The sequence below is a fragment of the Roseburia sp. AF22-2LB genome (assembly GCF_003461125.1).
Taxonomy (GTDB): Bacteria; Bacillota; Clostridia; order Lachnospirales; family Lachnospiraceae; genus Roseburia_C; species Roseburia_C amylophila.
In genome coordinates this window covers 125,535-141,669 of record NZ_QTWM01000003.1, presented here as the reverse complement: position 1 = coordinate 141,669, position 16,135 = coordinate 125,535, and the positions used below count along the sequence as shown (strand labels likewise).

At 41.7% G+C, this 16,135-nt stretch carries 18 protein-coding genes and 1 pseudogene; 2 read left to right on the top strand and 17 right to left on the bottom strand.

The features are described 5' to 3' along the window. Positions 1 to 289 precede the first annotated feature (289 nt). The 7 genes and pseudogenes from DWX96_RS06090 to DWX96_RS06070 all read right to left on the bottom strand — a co-directional run bounded on the left by DWX96_RS06090 (position 290) and on the right by DWX96_RS06070 (position 4,494). A complete protein-coding gene (locus tag DWX96_RS06090) occupies positions 290 to 1,174 on the bottom strand; it encodes a MurR/RpiR family transcriptional regulator (RefSeq protein ID WP_118057022.1) in 885 nt (294 codons plus the stop codon). Between the two features lie 15 nt (positions 1,175 to 1,189). Further along, a complete protein-coding gene (locus DWX96_RS06085; protein WP_118057021.1) occupies positions 1,190 to 1,852 on the bottom strand; it encodes an HAD family hydrolase in 663 nt (220 codons plus the stop codon). Between the two features lie 76 nt (positions 1,853 to 1,928). Next, positions 1,929 to 2,645: a 4'-phosphopantetheinyl transferase family protein gene (locus tag DWX96_RS06080; protein ID WP_118057020.1), complete on the bottom strand. Its 717-nt coding sequence runs from the start codon at positions 2,643 to 2,645 to the stop codon at positions 1,929 to 1,931. 210 nt (positions 2,646 to 2,855) lie between these two features. Beyond that, positions 2,856 to 3,458 carry an AAA family ATPase gene (locus DWX96_RS06075; protein ID WP_117697827.1) on the bottom strand — a complete coding sequence of 201 codons (603 nt, stop codon included), beginning with the start codon at positions 3,456 to 3,458 and terminating at the stop codon, positions 2,856 to 2,858. 139 nt (positions 3,459 to 3,597) lie between these two features. Then, positions 3,598 to 3,681 (bottom strand): annotated as a pseudogene (locus DWX96_RS14560) (beta-glucosidase); the annotation flags it as partial. A 61-nt stretch (positions 3,682 to 3,742) separates the two neighbouring features. Then, positions 3,743 to 3,886 carry a hypothetical protein gene (locus tag DWX96_RS14250; RefSeq protein ID WP_158561823.1) on the bottom strand — a complete coding sequence of 48 codons (144 nt, stop codon included), beginning with the start codon at positions 3,884 to 3,886 and terminating at the stop codon, positions 3,743 to 3,745. Then, positions 3,883 to 4,494: a glycoside hydrolase family 3 N-terminal domain-containing protein gene (locus tag DWX96_RS06070; protein ID WP_118057019.1), complete on the bottom strand. Its 612-nt coding sequence runs from the start codon at positions 4,492 to 4,494 to the stop codon at positions 3,883 to 3,885. The genes DWX96_RS14250 and DWX96_RS06070 overlap by 4 nt, the downstream gene beginning before the upstream one ends. Positions 4,495 to 4,593: 99 nt before the next feature. Here DWX96_RS06070 and DWX96_RS06065 point away from each other — a divergent pair, with 99 nt between their 5' ends. Then, a complete protein-coding gene (locus tag DWX96_RS06065) occupies positions 4,594 to 5,193 on the top strand; it encodes an HD domain-containing protein (RefSeq protein ID WP_118057018.1) in 600 nt (199 codons plus the stop codon). A gap of 281 nt (positions 5,194 to 5,474) precedes the next feature. Further along, positions 5,475 to 6,404, top strand: a complete 930-nt coding sequence (locus tag DWX96_RS06060; protein WP_118057017.1) for a hypothetical protein — start codon at positions 5,475 to 5,477, stop codon at positions 6,402 to 6,404. A gap of 107 nt (positions 6,405 to 6,511) precedes the next feature. Here the strand turns inward: DWX96_RS06060 and atpC are convergent, their stop codons facing one another. The 10 genes from atpC to DWX96_RS06010 form a co-directional block, all read right to left on the bottom strand. Further along, entirely contained in the window at positions 6,512 to 6,928 is a 417-nt protein-coding gene (atpC, locus tag DWX96_RS06055) for an ATP synthase F1 subunit epsilon (RefSeq protein ID WP_118057016.1), read from the bottom strand. A gap of 55 nt (positions 6,929 to 6,983) precedes the next feature. Then, positions 6,984 to 8,384, bottom strand: coding sequence for a F0F1 ATP synthase subunit beta (atpD, locus tag DWX96_RS06050; protein ID WP_117947193.1), 1,401 nt, complete (start codon positions 8,382 to 8,384; stop codon positions 6,984 to 6,986). 15 nt (positions 8,385 to 8,399) lie between these two features. After that, positions 8,400 to 9,293: an ATP synthase F1 subunit gamma gene (gene atpG / locus DWX96_RS06045; RefSeq protein WP_022243512.1), complete on the bottom strand. Its 894-nt coding sequence runs from the start codon at positions 9,291 to 9,293 to the stop codon at positions 8,400 to 8,402. A gap of 18 nt (positions 9,294 to 9,311) precedes the next feature. Beyond that, on the bottom strand, positions 9,312 to 10,832 hold the full coding sequence (gene atpA, locus DWX96_RS06040; protein ID WP_442969677.1) for a F0F1 ATP synthase subunit alpha: 1,521 nt from the start codon (positions 10,830 to 10,832) through the stop codon (positions 9,312 to 9,314). After that, complete coding sequence (gene atpH, locus DWX96_RS06035; protein WP_118057015.1) at positions 10,829 to 11,347, bottom strand: ATP synthase F1 subunit delta; 519 nt, start codon at positions 11,345 to 11,347, stop codon at positions 10,829 to 10,831. Before atpH ends, atpA begins: the two co-directional genes overlap by 4 nt. After that, on the bottom strand, positions 11,325 to 11,777 hold the full coding sequence (gene atpF / locus DWX96_RS06030; protein ID WP_118057014.1) for a F0F1 ATP synthase subunit B: 453 nt from the start codon (positions 11,775 to 11,777) through the stop codon (positions 11,325 to 11,327). The genes atpH and atpF overlap by 23 nt, the downstream gene beginning before the upstream one ends. A gap of 33 nt (positions 11,778 to 11,810) precedes the next feature. After that, positions 11,811 to 12,041, bottom strand: a complete 231-nt coding sequence (gene atpE, locus DWX96_RS06025) for an ATP synthase F0 subunit C (protein ID WP_012743658.1) — start codon at positions 12,039 to 12,041, stop codon at positions 11,811 to 11,813. 55 nt (positions 12,042 to 12,096) lie between these two features. After that, the gene (locus DWX96_RS06020; protein ID WP_117698228.1) at positions 12,097 to 12,783 is read right to left on the bottom strand and encodes a F0F1 ATP synthase subunit A; all 687 of its coding nucleotides are present in this window, start codon (positions 12,781 to 12,783) and stop codon (positions 12,097 to 12,099) included. A 309-nt stretch (positions 12,784 to 13,092) separates the two neighbouring features. Further along, positions 13,093 to 13,413, bottom strand: coding sequence for a rhodanese-like domain-containing protein (locus tag DWX96_RS06015; protein ID WP_117841552.1), 321 nt, complete (start codon positions 13,411 to 13,413; stop codon positions 13,093 to 13,095). A gap of 23 nt (positions 13,414 to 13,436) precedes the next feature. Beyond that, positions 13,437 to 16,103 carry a hybrid sensor histidine kinase/response regulator gene (locus DWX96_RS06010; RefSeq protein WP_118057013.1) on the bottom strand — a complete coding sequence of 889 codons (2,667 nt, stop codon included), beginning with the start codon at positions 16,101 to 16,103 and terminating at the stop codon, positions 13,437 to 13,439. Positions 16,104 to 16,135 lie beyond the last annotated feature (32 nt).

Here is a 16,135-nt window from a genome sequence, read left to right as displayed (position 1 = left end):
AATCCCTGCTGCTCTGTTGCAAGTATTACATTCATCAGATTTGCTTCTAACATTCGTTTCATTTTCTTCTTTAATTTCATATGCGTCACTCCTTTTTTAACGGAGCCCGGAATCTATTTTCCGGGCTCCAACATGCTATAAATGCAAGGGACATATGGCGATGTCTTCCTTACAGCCCAAGGATAACATGTTTTCTGTTCTCTGCAACAAGTGTGACGGATTTTGAATGATTGTTTCAAAAGAATCGGCTCTTATGAATGAAATCTTGAAATTTTGTTTCATTTTATTGCTATGATTTTTCTGTATCACACAGGTTCTTTGCACCAATCTCATAATATTGCTTGCTCAGTTTTATATTTTCATCATAACCGGCAGAAAATTCCATTGCAAACATAACATCCAGAAGGTATTTTGTTGCTGCAGAAAATGCCACTGTCCACAGTCCTTCCATCCGGATACTTCCACACTCTGTCAGTGTTCTTGGTGTCAGCAGAACCTCATCCACATATGCTTTCATCCTGCTTTTGCCCTGGGATGTAATCAGAATGGTTTTTGCTTTTGCCCGATGTAAATCCCTTACCAGTTCCACCAGCTTCTTATTATTTCCGGTATGACTAATCATGATGGACAGATGATTTTCATTATTCTGCAATGCCATCATCCTTTGTATATTATCTTCCGCATAAGTATTTGCCACCTTATCGCAATGGAAGAACTGACTGCAGCCGTAGCGTGCCAGATGTATATTCATATCAAAGGCATAGAAATCAATGTACTTGGCCTCATGCACCATTTTTCCCACCCGCGCCAGCTGATCAATCGTAAGAAGACGCTTTGTCTTTTCAACGGCAAGGGTGTCAATGTCCGCAATCTTATTCATAATGGTCATGGCATTTTCCTGCTGCTGTATTACAAAATGCTCTGTGGTCGTCTCCTGTCCACCCTCCGTACTCTGCAATTCACTTAGGAAACGCAGCCGGAATTCTCCATAATCCTGACAGCCGATTTTCCGGCAAAAGCGGCTTACAGCTGCAGTACTGCTATAAGAAACTTCCCCTAACTGCTTTGCTGTCATGGAAATGACAGCCTCCGGATGTTCCATCAGATAATCACGAATATTTCTTTCCCGTTCCGTCAAGTCCTCCCGCTCCTGCATCTGTCGGATAATTTCCATTTGCCATTCTCCTTTTTACGCATTAAATTCATCTAATATTGCATATAATTCTTCAGTGCTAGCTGCCAGATGTGTTGCTCCATGCTCCTCTAAAAATGGAACATCCCGGAATCCCCAGGTCACACTGATGCATGGCATACCGGAATTTGCTGCTGTTGCAATGTCCACATCAGAATCGCCTACATAGACCGCTTCTTCCCTGCTGCTTCCAAGCTCCTTTAACGCCTGCATAACAGTGTCAGGTGCGGGTTTCTTACGAATGCCATCTTTTTCTCCAATGGCAACTTCAATCTTTCCTTTAAAATAAATCTGCTGTAATTCCTTTACTGCAAAATCTGCTTTATTTGAAACAATTGCAAGGCGATAGCCCTGTCCCTTTAAGGAAGTAATTATTTCTTCCACGCCCGGATAAAGACAGGTGGTGTCATTACAATGCTCACCATAATATTCTTTAAAAGCTGCAAATACATGCTCAAATTCCGGATTTTCCTCTCCGCCCTCTAACGCACGCTCAATCAGCTTGCGGATGCCATTTCCGACAAATTTCCGGACATCCTCTATACTGTGCTGTGGCTGTCCATATTTTTCCAATGCATAATTGGTTGCATCAGTCAAATCCTTTAATGTGTTTAATAAGGTTCCATCCAAGTCAAAGATAACAGTGTTATATTTTTTCATCCTTCTTCTGCCTTTCTGTCACTTCCCCCGCCCCATAATTAGCAGACAGCAAATGTGAATCATGCGCTGACATTGCTCATGAGAAGCTGTCCTCTTGTAGCCATATAATTTCTGCCGCATTTTCTTTCTCAGACTCCGTACACACGCAGATGTGGTAATCCGGTATCTCATCATGCTCTGCGAAGCTTACCGGCTGCAGGATGCCTTCCCGGTAAAGTACTATGCCATCCTTCTTCGGATAAGATGCGATGCCATTCTCCCTCCGATGAACTGCAATGTTTTTTAATGGAAAGGTAATTCCTTCGCCACTCCATTTTACATAGCTTTCCTTGGCTGTCCAGAGACGTACAAATGCCATTTCTTTATCCGGCTGGCTCTGTATCCATGCCTGCTCGTCCTTTGTGCAGCACTTGTCCAAAAGCGTCTGCTTTAATGCTCTCCGGTGTTCGATGTCAATTCCAACCGGTGCATCAGAAAATACCGCCACTGCATAGTTTCCTGTGTGAGACAGATTAAAATGCAGTCCCTCACAGCCTGCCACCTGCAGCTTGCCATGGGTTCCCATTATAAGCTGACAGGCATCTAAATCTATGCCATTTTCCCGTAACCCATAGGAAAGCAGGATGCCTGCAGCAAGACTCCGCAGTCTGTCCTCTTCTTTTTTTATTTTATTTACCTTCTCCCAACGTGTGGGAAGCAATTTTATTTGTTCTTTATATTCCGGATGCTCTTTTAACAGCCGGATATCCATTCCATATATGCTCCACATATTCATATCATAGCACAAATACAAAAAGTTCTCCACATTCTGTTATAAAAAAGAATGTGCCTTGGCGCATTCTCGCGCCTGCGACATCTACCTTATGCGCCGCAGTGTGCATCCTCGCGGAGCGTTTTTTACTTTGCAGGAAAGCAATTTCCTGTAAAGTAAAAAATCCCCGGGCAAAATACTTCTCTTCCCATAAGAAGCATTTTGCCGGGGGGGCACTTTTAAACTATGTAATTAGTCCTGATTGATAGTCTCATTTAAGATTCCAGTAATCTCTTTCATGGACTTTTCAAACTCTTCATCATTGTTGTTATTGAAAATCAGTAAATCATCTTTTACATTCGGATCATGCAGATCTTCTGGAATCTCAAAGTTACAGGATGCAATATATTCATCCCAGTGCTCTAACTTCCAGTCATCACGATCAGACGCTCTGGTAATCATTCTCTCATGAACGATTTCCGGATCTGTCTGAACCCAGATTGTTACTAATGTAGCATCTTTCTTTGCCAGCTGGGCTTTCAGACCTTTGATATATTCCATATCACGGATTTCTCTTGTAAATGGTGCATTGATAAGAACCAGATCCTCATACTCTAATGCCTCCAGTGCCAGATTTACGACACATTCATATTCATAATCACGAATGTTCTTCTCAAAGAAATCACTGCTTCTATTATATGGCTGTCCAGCCACTACAAAAATCTGTTTGGATAATGTAATTAAAGTATCCTTATCCAGATATACAATATGATTTAATCTCTTTGCCAGTTCTTTTGAAATATATGTTTTCCCGCAAGCTGGCGGCGATGTTACGATAATCAGTTTCTTGCTCATTTCTACTTTTTCCTCCGTATTGCCTGTTCATTTTTCCCTCTATTATAAAACAGGTTTTCCGATAGAACAAGGGGTTTTTTTTACTTTTTTTCCTATTTTTTCGTAAATATGCAATATTTTTTAAGATAATAACAGCCGTTTATCTTAGAATTTCTCCGTTGCCTTCGATTACTTTTTTGTACCAGTAAAAGGATTTCTTTTTGGTTCTCTTCAAGGTTCCTTTCCTTCATATCGTTCCAGTATAATTTCAAGGCTTTCATCTTTTTCCTCTTATCCCTGTACTTTTATATGGTTCTTGTCTGTCTCTGATAGCAGAACGGGTCTACCGGATTCTTTCCCTTAAAGGACGACTCGCCATTTATTTTCTTTACCAGCATTTCAACGTTAAATTCATTGGCTGTATATGCATTGATAAAGGTCTCTATCATCGGCACATCCTGCATATGATACGGATTTGCAATGGAGATAAACATGGTCGGAATCTCATGGACAAACCATGGTGCATCATATCCGATTGGTGGTCTCCCACTGCCGGTTTTCCGCTGGCACTGATGGCATCTCCTAATACGATGGTCAGTACCTTCTTATATTTATCCTTAGAAAGTGGCAGAAGATTCTGCTCATCCTTTACCAGTGTAATTGCTTTATCGGATACCTGATATGCCATGTCAATATGCTTCTTACAACGCAAAATATCAAGGGCGGACTCATCCGGAATCAGAGTATGCGATTTCTGTTTCTCATGCAGCTTCAAAGATGCTTTTGTTGCCAAAATATAAGTAACCACCTCATTCAGACGTTCTTCTGAAATTATGCCACTCTTAACTGCCTCTAAAACAGTCTCGTAATCCTCTTTCAGATTCTTCGTAAATAAAAGCATGTCACAGCCTGCATTGATGGATTTCGGAAGCAGCTCTTTACGTCTTCCGGCACAGCCAAAGCCTACCATATTGGTGGCATCTGTAGTAATCATTCCGTTGAAACCAAGCTTTCCTCTTAACAATCCCTGTAGCATTTCTTTGGATAATGATGCCATATGCAAAAAAATGCCCTTTTTCCATACAAATTTGATTTGCACATTTATTTTATCCGGTGTATATTTTTACTGAACTGACAAAAGAAAGAAGGTCGAAAAATGGAACACATTGCAAGAAATGATGCTTTTGCATTACTGAAAAAATATAACAAAGACCCTTTTCATATTCAGCATGCGCTTACGGTTGAAGCTGTTATGAAATGGTATGCCAATGAATTAGGCTATGGCGAGGATGCCGAATACTGGGGTATCGTGGGACTGCTTCATGATATTGATTTCGAATTATATCCTGCCGAGCATTGTCTTAAGGCTCCGGAATTATTAAAGGAAGGCGGCGTTTCGGATGATATTATTCATGCGGTCTGCTCCCACGGCTACGGCATTACCGTTGAATGTGGCACAACCATTGATGTGGAACCGCTTCACGAAATGGAAAAGGTCTTATTTGCCGCAGACGAATTAACCGGTCTTATCTGGGCTGCCGCACTGATGCGTCCGTCCAAGAGCACGAAAGATATGGAATTAAAATCCCTAAAGAAGAAATATAAAAGCAAAGGCTTTGCTGCCGGATGTTCCCGCGAGGTCATCGAGCGCGGTGCCGCTCAGCTTGGCTGGGATTTAGAGAAACTGCTTACCATGACTTTACAGGCAATGGCGGCAACCGAAGATGAAATTAAGTCGGAAATGGACGCGGAATAATTTTTCCGTCTTGCTCCTGCCCTCTTCCTATGTTAAAATGTGAAAAAGCATATATTATACAATCTATATGGCACTTTCTATAGTTCAAATCCGGTTCTGCATAGAACCCAGCATTTCTGTATCTATCTATGCTTTTGATTCACTATTTAACTAAAAAGCAGGAGCGATACAGTATGGAAATAACTGCCATTATTCGATAGCAGGTAATCTTTTGCCACTGGATATAATATTTATTTTCTATTGCTGCTTATCCTCCTGCCACACACAAGGAGGACTTGCCTATGACAGGAAAAGCACATGAAGCAAATGAAACAACGAAACGCGCACCGGTGGCGAACCGCAAATTTAAGGACACTGTTTTCCGGATGCTGTTTTCGGATAAGGAAGCACTATTATCCCTTTACAATGCAATTAATAACAGTCATTACACGGATTCCGGTGCCCTCGAAATTGTAACCCTGGAAAATGCCATTTACATGGGAATGAAGAACGATCTGGCTTTTATTCTGGACATGAATCTCTATCTATACGAGCATCAGTCCACAATGAATCCAAATATTCCGCTTCGGGATTTATTCTACATCGCAGTGGAATACCAGAAGCTTGTGGATAAGAAATCCCTGTATTCTTCTGCACTACAAAAAATTCCAAATCCCCATTTTATTGTATTTTATAATGGAAGCACACCGATAGATGATTGCTATACCAGCCGTTTGTCAGATGCTTTTTATCATGCAACCGACAATCCATCGTTGGAACTTATTGTTACTACATTCAATGTAAACGCAGGACACAACACCAAGTTAATGTCCCATTGCCAGATTTTAAAGGAATATTCCATTTATGTTGCAAAGGTTCGTTCCTTTGCAGAACAGATGCCTTTGGATGATGCCGTACAAAAGGCTGTCACCGAATGCATTCAGGAAAATATTCTGGCAGATTTTCTTAGGAAGAATCAGGCGGAGGTAATTGCTATGAGTATTTTTGAATATGATAAAGTTGAAGAAGAGAAAAAACTGAGAAAAGCCGAATTTGACGCCGGTGTTGAACAGGGATTAAAGCAGGGTGTTGCCCAGGGAATTGAGCAAGGATTAAAGCAGGCTTCTACCGATACCGCCCTTCGTCTATTAAAAACAGGAAAGTTTGATGCGAAGGAAATAGCAGAACTTTGTAATCTTCCTTTAGAGGACGTTACTGCACTCATGAAATAACTTTTATATTACATAAATATTTGATACCCATAGAACCTGCCACCGGCAGCTCAAGAAACCCGCAGACCACCTGTTTTCAAACAGATAATCTGCGGGTTTCCTATTGCTTACTGGTACTTGCTGGTTGCCTTCAGCCGGGTCAGGGCACGGGATAAGGATGCCCTGGAATGATAATATTCCTGGATGCTCTGCTTCTGCCGCATCTGCTCCTCGGCACGTTCTTTTGCTTCCCTGGCTCTGGCAACATCAATTTCTTCCGGACGCTCTGCCGTTTCTACCAGAAGCGTCACACGGTTGTTGACGATTTCCACAAAGCCCATACCAACTACTGCATATTCCCAGTTTGCAGTACCTTCCGGCTGAAAACGCATTTCACCATCATCAATGGCAATGACCATATCTTCATGGTGTGCTAAAATCTCTTTCTGTCCGTCATATTCCGGAACAATCAGAGAACGGCATCTGCCGGCATAGAATACCCGGTTTGCTGCAATTATTTTTAAATAAAATGTATTTCCTGCCATATCTGCACCTCTTTATTCGAAAGATGTCACCAGGCGTACTCCTGCGCAGCATATGCTATGCATTCTGGTGTTCCATCTCTTCTGCTTTACGGATGACATCTTCTACTGTTCCTACGTTGAAAAATGCATTTTCCGGATACTGATCCATATCACCATCGATGATTGCCTTGAATCCACGAATGGTTTCAGATAATGGAACGTAAACACCCTTTACGCCGGTAAAGTTCTCTGCTACATGGAACGGCTGTGATAAGAACTTCTGAATCTTTCTTGCACGATATACCAGTAACTTGTCCTCATCTGCCAGCTCTTCCATACCAAGAATTGCGATGATATCCTGTAACTCTTTGTATTTCTGCAGAATCTCCTGTACTTTCCGGGCTACCTGATAATGTTCTTCTCCAACGATGTCTGCCTCTAAGATACGGGATGTAGATTCCAGCGGATCTACTGCCGGATAAATACCCTGCTCTACAATCTTTCTGGAAAGTACGGTGGTCGCATCCAGATGTGCGAAAGTAGTAGCCGGTGCCGGGTCAGTTAAATCGTCTGCCGGTACATAGACTGCCTGTACAGATGTAACAGAACCATTCTTTGTAGATGCGATACGCTCCTGCAATTCACCCATTTCAGTTGCCAGTGTCGGCTGATATCCTACTGCGGAAGGCATACGTCCTAACAATGCAGATACCTCAGAACCTGCCTGTGTGAAACGGAAAATATTGTCGATGAAAAGAAGCACATTCTGGTGTTTCTCATCACGAAAATATTCTGCCATGGTAAGTCCTGTCTCAGCCACACGCATACGTGCTCCAGGCGGCTCGTTCATCTGACCGAACACTAAGGCTGTCTTCTCTAATACACCGGATTCCTTCATTTCTGTCCAGAGGTCATTACCCTCACGGGAACGCTCTCCAACACCGGTGAAAATAGAATATCCACCATGCTCTGTTGCAATATTGCTGATTAACTCCTGGATTAATACGGTTTTACCTACTCCGGCTCCACCAAACAATCCAATCTTACCACCTTTTGCATATGGTGCTAAAAGGTCGATAACTTTAATTCCGGTCTCTAAGATTTCTTCTGCCGGATTCTGGTCTTCAAATGCCGGCGGTTCACGATGAATGACCCATTCCGGTGCATCCTTCAATGGTTCGCCACCATCGATTGCTTCTCCTAATACGTTGAACAGTCTTCCTAATGTCTGCTCACCGACCGGAGTTTTTATTCCGCTTCCTGTAGCGGTTACTTCCATATCACGGCAAAGTCCCTCACTGGAAGCTAACATAATACAACGTACCATATGATTTCCGATATGCTGTGCCACTTCCATGATGCACTTCTTATCGCCGTTTTTCACTTCAAGGGCGTCTTTGATTGCCGGCAATTCTTCGTCTTCAAATGAGACATCCACTACCGGGCCTAACACCTGTATGATTTTTCCTGTCTTCATGAAAAAGCCTCCTTATCACTGCCTCTTTTTCCGTTTCTGAGCTTTCGCTCCTGCAATGACCTCGGTTATTTCCTGGGTAATTGCTGCCTGTCTTGCACGATTATATAAAATATCCAGCTCATGGAGCATATCTTTGGCACTTTTGGTTGCTGCCTCCATTGCCATCATTCTTGCGTTCTGCTCGCAGGAATAAGACTCAACTAACGCTCCATAGATGAAACCAACTACATAATCCGGTACAATTCGATCCATCACTGCCTCCGGAGATGGTTTCAATGCCAGTTCCTCCATCGGAATATCTGCAGGCAGTTTCACGTTAAAACTTGCTTTCTTCAGTGGGAGCAGCTGTCTGATCTGTGTCTCCTCCTGAATCGCATTGACCATGCTGGTATAGATAATATAGACTTCGTCTAACTCTTCTTTCCGGTACAGTTCCAGAAGTTCCTCTGCAATATTTCTTGCACGGTTCAGTGTCGGATTCTGTACGGTATAGTGGAACTGCTTATCAATCTCAATTCCACGCTGTTCAAAATAGTGACGGCCTAACTCACCTAATACAAACAGTTTGTTATTTTTATGTGCTTTCAAATGCTCCTCTGCAAGCTTTAATACATTATGGTTATAGGAGCCTGCCAGACCCTTATCTGCCGTAATAACAATATAACCTACCATCCGTTCTTCCGGCTTTTTCTCTTCGTTGGTCTTAAAATAAATGTCCTCAATATCCGGAAGATGTCTTAAGATTCTGCTCATTTCCGACTGCAGGGTAAAGAAATAAGGTTCTGTGTCAGAAAGCATTTTCTTTGATTTCTTCAGCTTCGAAGAAGAAATCATATACATTGCATTGGTAATCTTCAATGTATCATTGATACTCTTCATCCGATCCTGAATTTCCTTTGCATTTGCCATAACAACACCTGCTCATTCCTATTGATTTCTACTGTCTTCGAATTCTTTTGCAGCCGCAACAATCTTATCGGTCAGTTCATCGGAAAGCACTTTGGTTTCTTCAATTTCCCTGCCGATTTCCGGATGCTTCAAATCCATATATTCAAGAATCTCATTCTGATACTGTTTTACATTCTTTGTTTCTACTTTATCAAATACACCATGGTTTGCCATACACAGTGTCTCTACCTGTTCATGCAGGGAAAGCGGATGGCAGAGTGGCTGTTTTAAAAGCTCCATCAATGCTTTTCCATGCTGTAACTGTGCCTTGGTCATATCATCAAGATCCGATGCAAACTGGGTAAATACTTCCATCTCACGATACTGTGCCAGGTCGATACGGATACTTCCGGATGCCTTCTTCATTGCCTTGGTCTGTGCAGCACCACCGACACGGGATACGGACAAACCAACGTTGACTGCCGGACGCATACCTGAGAAGAAAAGGTTACTCTCTAAGAAAATCTGTCCGTCTGTAATGGAAATGACGTTGGTCGGAATATATGCGGATACGTCTCCTGCCTGTGTCTCAATGATTGGCAGTGCGGTAATGGAACCTCCGCCCAATTCATCACTTAAACGACTGGAACGCTCTAACAATCTGGAATGTAAGTAGAATACGTCACCAGGATAAGCTTCACGTCCCGGAGAACGCTCTAACAGCAGAGAGATTGCACGATATGCTACCGCATGTTTGGATAAATCATCATATACGATTAACACATCTTTTCCCTGATGCATAAAGTATTCTGCCATTGCAGTTCCTGCATATGGTGCGATGTACTGCATGGATGCAGGATCACTTGCAGTTGAGGAAACCACAATGGAATAATCCATTGCATCATGCCTGGTCAGTGTAGATACGATTTTTGCTACACTGGACGCCTTCTGTCCGATGGCAACATAGATACAGATTACTCCTTTGCCTTTCTGGTTAATGATGGTATCTGTTGCAATGGAGGTCTTTCCGGTCTGACGGTCTCCGATAATTAACTCTCGCTGTCCTCTACCAATTGGGAACATGGAGTCAATGGACAAGATTCCTGTTTCCATTGGTGTATTTACTGATTTACGTTCTACAATGCCCGGTGCTTCCTCTTCGATTGGACGATAATCATCTTCCTTAATCTCGCCCTTTCCATCAATCGGCTCACCTAATGCATTGATAATTCTTCCAACAAAGCCTTCCCCTACCGGGATTCCGGCTTTTTTCCTGGTACGAACCACTTTGGTTCCTTCTTTGATTCCGGTATCACGACCGAATAAAATAACACCGATTTCATTCTGTCTGATATCCTGTACCATTCCTTTGACACCGTTATCAAATACAACAATTTCACCATACATTGCATGGTCAATTCCGTAAATGGTTGCAATTCCATCACCAACCCAGATTACGGAACCGGTCTCACGACTGGATTCATCCCAGTCAAATTCTTCTATCTCGCTCTGGATAATCGAGATTATGTCTGCAGCACTAATTGCGCCCACAGGCTTCACCTCCCTGTTAATTTTCTTTCCAACTGACGTAAGCGGCCTTCATAGCTTCTGTCATATTCTTTATGATGAACCTTAATGATGTATCCACCTAAGAGATTCTCATCTTCCTTTTCTGTCAGAACAATCTCACAGTCGGGATATTTCTCTGCAAGAATCTTTCTTGCCTCTGCTTCTTCTTCCGGCTGTGGTGTGCCTGCACAGGTCAGTTCTGCGCGCAGGATATGATTCTGTCTGTCCCAATAGAGATAAAATGCATCCAGGATATCCTCTATTTCTCCGATATAACCCAGTCTGCACATCATCTTGGTATAGTTCACAAGCACCTTGGATAACCCGGCATCCTGATAAATTTTCTCTATCACGGCATCCTTCTTATGTATGGAAATCACCGGACTTATGAGAACCTTAAGCAGTTCCGGTGTAAGCTCATAAAGCTCCCGGAGTTCATCTGCCTCCTGTCTTGTGGCACCCAGCCGATACAATACCTTTGCGTTATTTACTGCTTCCTGTGTCATGAGCATCACCTGTTTTCATAATTTTCCGTGCAGCGATGACTGCCAGTCTGGCAATCTCAGCCTGAGCTGCCTGCTGTGCCTTTTCCTGCTCGTTTGCAATATCTTCCTTGGCTTTTTCTAACATATGCTCAGTCTCTTCCCGGGTCTTCTCTACCGAGCGTACATGCTCTTCTTCTGCTCTTGCTCTGGCATCAATAATAATCTGGTCTGCCTCCGTTCTTGCATCCGATAAGTGTTCTTCATAATCTGCCTTTAATTTTCTGGCATCTTCTTCGCTTTTCTTTGCATCGTCGAACTGCTTCTTTACCATTTCTTCTCTTGCCTCAATCACATTCATGACTCTCTGATAAAGAAATTTACGAAAGACTACATATAATACCAGCAGATTTACAACGGTCCATAAGATATTCCAAAAATTAATGCTAAGCATTTCCCGTACCTGCCTTTCTATAATCTTTCTTTATTATTTTAAGAAGAGGATGATTAACAATGCGATAACGAATCCGTAAATAGCAGTTGCCTCTGCCAATGCACATCCAAGAAGAAGTGATTTGCTGATTTTGCTCTCTGCCTCCGGCTGTCTTGCAATTGCATCTACTGCGGATGATGTTGCTTTTCCAATTCCAAGTCCTGCTCCAATACCTGTTAATACTGCGATACCTGCTCCGATTGCTACTAATAATGTTGATGACATAATATGCACTCCTTTTCTTTTCTACTTTTTTGTTTCTCTTTTTGTTTTTTCTTCCCTATTCGGTTGCTTCTTTGACGAACAATGCGGTCAGAAATACGAATACATATGCCTGAATCAATCCGTCAAAAATGTCAAAATAACAGCTAAATACTGCTGGCAGAATTGCCGGTACTACCATTTTCAGCAATTCCATAATGACAAATGAACCTAATACATTTCCAAAAAGTCGCATACACAGCGACAATGGTTTGATAAAGACCTCCAGAATATTGATTGGAAGTACTACCGGCATCGGCTCTGCAAAACTCTTAAGCCAGCCCTTCGTTCCTTTCCTGCGGATACCCGCCATCTCAATCAATATGATACTCATCAGGGACAATGCTGCAGTAACATTCATATCCTTGGTCGGTGGTTTAAATCCCAGCAGACCGATTAAGTTGGCAATTCCAATATAGATTGCCACCGTCATAAGATAAGGAATATACTGCTTTCCATTCTCGCCTATGGTATCCCGGAAGAAGTTATTCAACCCGTTTACAGCCGTTTCCAGAATAATCTGTCTGCGTCCCGGATGTTCCACACTTAAGTTCCTGGTCAAGAGTATGCACAGCACAATAACTACTGCCATGATAATCCAGGTTACTACTACGGATTCATAAATGGGAATGCCTCCGAAAATCGGAATTGTAAATACCGTTTCACAGTTCAATTCTTCCATCAGGCTATTTACCAGAGCATCCATCTGTCTCACTTCCTTCTGCTGCTCTAAGGCATTTTTAAATCGTTAAAATTCTAACAAGAAAAAAATGCAAACGCAACCGTTTTCTTCCTGCAAAAATAGGTCTGACCATTTGCCGTTTTTTCGTGTAAATATTCCATATTCTTCTGCAATTTTTGCCAGTTTTTTGGTTGTTTTTTTATGCAATTTGTACACTTGCGTAAATTTGTATATTTTGACATTAAAAAAATGCAGAAATTTCCTGTTTTTTCACAAACATTTTCTGCATTTTTCTTATTCTTTATAGACTTTATACAATTTTAATCATTAAGCTTACTTCACCAGAATTCCGTGGTGTTCCTCCATATAACCGCCGAAAATGGCATTCTTATAGCCTAATTTCTTAAATGCTTTTACCGCCTTTTCGGACCGGCAGCTATAACTTCCTATAATATAAAAAGATTTTTCCTTATCCGGGAATCTCCGCAAAATACGGTCTTCCGTTATCTTGTCCAGCGGAATATTCTTTGTTCCTGCCACATGTCCTTTCTGGTAATCTTCCTTTGCCCGGCAGTCAATTATAATTGCATTTTCCGAAGTATGCGCTGCATTGATTGCTTCATTTACAGTCAGACGTTTCTTAAAAATACCCATTCTTCTGTTCCCTTCTTCTTTTGTTATGCTTTTGCCTGCATATAAATCCGGATGTTTTCTTCTAATAAATCCAGATCCACCGGTTTGGCAATGTGTGCATCCATCCCTGCTTCCATACAGGTCCGGATATCTTCCGCAAAGGCATTGGCAGTCATGGCAAAAATCGGTATTTTCGCTGCTTCCTTCTTCTTAAGTCTCCGGATTTCTTTCGTTGCATCATAGCCATTCATAACAGGCATCTTAATGTCCATTAAAATAATATTATATCGTCCTTCCTCCGCTCTTGCAAACATTTCTACTGCTTTCTTGCCATTTACTGCCCGGTCACAGTCTGCACCTTCCATTTTTAACAGTTCTTCCAATATTTCTGCATTTAAATCATTATCATCTGCTATCAGAAAACGCATCCCTTTTAATGTCATTTTCTCTTTTTCTGTTGCTTGTCCTTTCCCCTGCAATTGCTGCTCTTTTCTTGCCTGTTCGATGCACCGTTTAAAATTTGTCACAAAAAAAGGCTTGCTTAAAATACTTTGAATTCCAGCATAACCCGCTGCTTCTTCTATCTCCTTACAATCATAGGCAAAAAGCAGTAATACTGTTTTCTCTCCCAGAATCTGATGCAATTTTTCTGCTGTAGTAACACCATCCATTCCCGGCATCTTCCAGTCTATAATTACAACATCCCAGGTCTTTGTTTTTCCGGCTTCCACAGCCTGTTCTGCCATATGAACCGCCATTTTGCCGGAATCTGCTGTCTGCACATCAATCCCAAACGGATGCAGCGTATCCATAATATATCTTCTTGATTCACTCTCATCATCAACCACCAGTACCTGGCTTATCTTCTGCAGTTTCCACCAGTTAACCTTCTCCTGGTACTTTATTTTCCGGAAATTCAAAATCACCTCAAAAGTAGTTCCTTTTCCAAGCTTACTCTTCACATGAATGCTTCCACCCATTAACTCCACCAGGCTCTTGGCAATTGGCATTCCAAGACCCGTTCCGGAAACCGGATTAACAGTGCTTTGCACTTCCCGGCTGAATGGGTCAAAAAGATTCTTAAGATACTCTTCACCCATCCCCTGTCCATTATCACTGATCCGGAACTGATACTGTGCAAAGTTTCCCTTTTTCTTTGGTACTTCTGTAATATCAAATACTATCTTACCGCCCTTTGGGGTATATTTTACTGCATTGGATAAAATGTTCAGCAGTATCTGCTTCAGACGTAATTTATCTGCTTCCACTTCTTCTGTTTCTATCCGATGTACATGAATCATGAATTCCTGCCCCTTCTCTCTGGTCTGTGAACGGATAATCATATCCAGTTCTTCCACCAGTTCAGCAATATTCGTGTTCATAATATTAAGGACCGTTTTACCGGCCTCAATCTTCGACATATCAAGGACATCATTAATGAGTCCAAGCAGATGTTCCCCTGAATAAGTCAGTTTTCTTGCATATTCCCGGACACAATCCGAATTTTCAGCATCTCTTGAAATCAGTGTAGCCAGTCCCATAACCGCATTTAAAGGAGTCCGCATATCATGGCTCATATTGGATAAAAATACACTTTTCGCTTCATTGGCACGCTCTGCCTCTGCTTTTGCCGTATTTGCAAACAGCACCGTCTCTTCCAATGCAGTATTGACTTCTTCCAGCTTCTCTGCTGCTTCTGCCTGCTGCATTGCATTTCGTCTCGCGTAAGCTACCTTATTCTTTTCATTATAAATCCATAGAATACTAATACCCAGTGCTGCTAACATTGCAATGATAATGCAGGTCACTGTCAGCCAGATATGCAGCATCATAATCTGATAATCTGCCAGTACATTCTGCACAATCGTAATGCCCACTTCACAGGCTATCATATACTGTGTTCCTTTTAATGCACGATACGAAAAATAGTCGGACTCATTTTCACGTTCCAGGGTTATACACCCGGAGCTGCGTTCTGCATAGTCCGACTTCACTTTTTCATAATCTTTCTTATTCATAATCTTTTGTTCATGGTAACTATCAAACAGATTATAATTTATGGTTACTTCACCCGGCTCATTATTAATGCTTGCATATGCCACTTCTCCGTTTTCATCCATGACATAGATATTAGCCTGTCCGTTATAAGCAGACGTTACAAAAAGATCGTTAATAATCTGTGGCCGGAATAGAAATGCTATTGCTTCATATTCTTCCCCATTGATCAAAAAAGAATCTACTGATTTTGCAATTATAAAGATTTCCTCTCCATCCTTCCAGGTACAGTACTGGGCAATTCCTTTATTCTCACCAAATAATTCTGACAATCCATCCTGCATCTGTATTCTGCCATTCAGTCCACGCATGCACAGATATTCACCTTCATCATTGACAAAGACAATATCCCGCACCATATTACTTTCCATAGAGTCAAAATAGTTCTGGTAATCTTTCAGTTCTGCTTCCCTTTCCCCATCCCCGAACATATATTTTTCAATAGAATCTATCTGTTCATAAGTAATCTCCAGACGGTTCCGGTAAGCACGCTCCATCTGTTCCATCAGTTCAGATAAACTCTGTTTGCTGTTCTTATCAATGTATTGATTTGAACCCCCAAGGTCTTTTGACATCCAGCCAAATATCAAAGCCATAACCACAATACATACAATCAATACCGTAAAAAACCTTTTTTCCTGCTTTTCCTTTTTCATCCCGCATAATACCTTCCAATCTGTTTCAGATT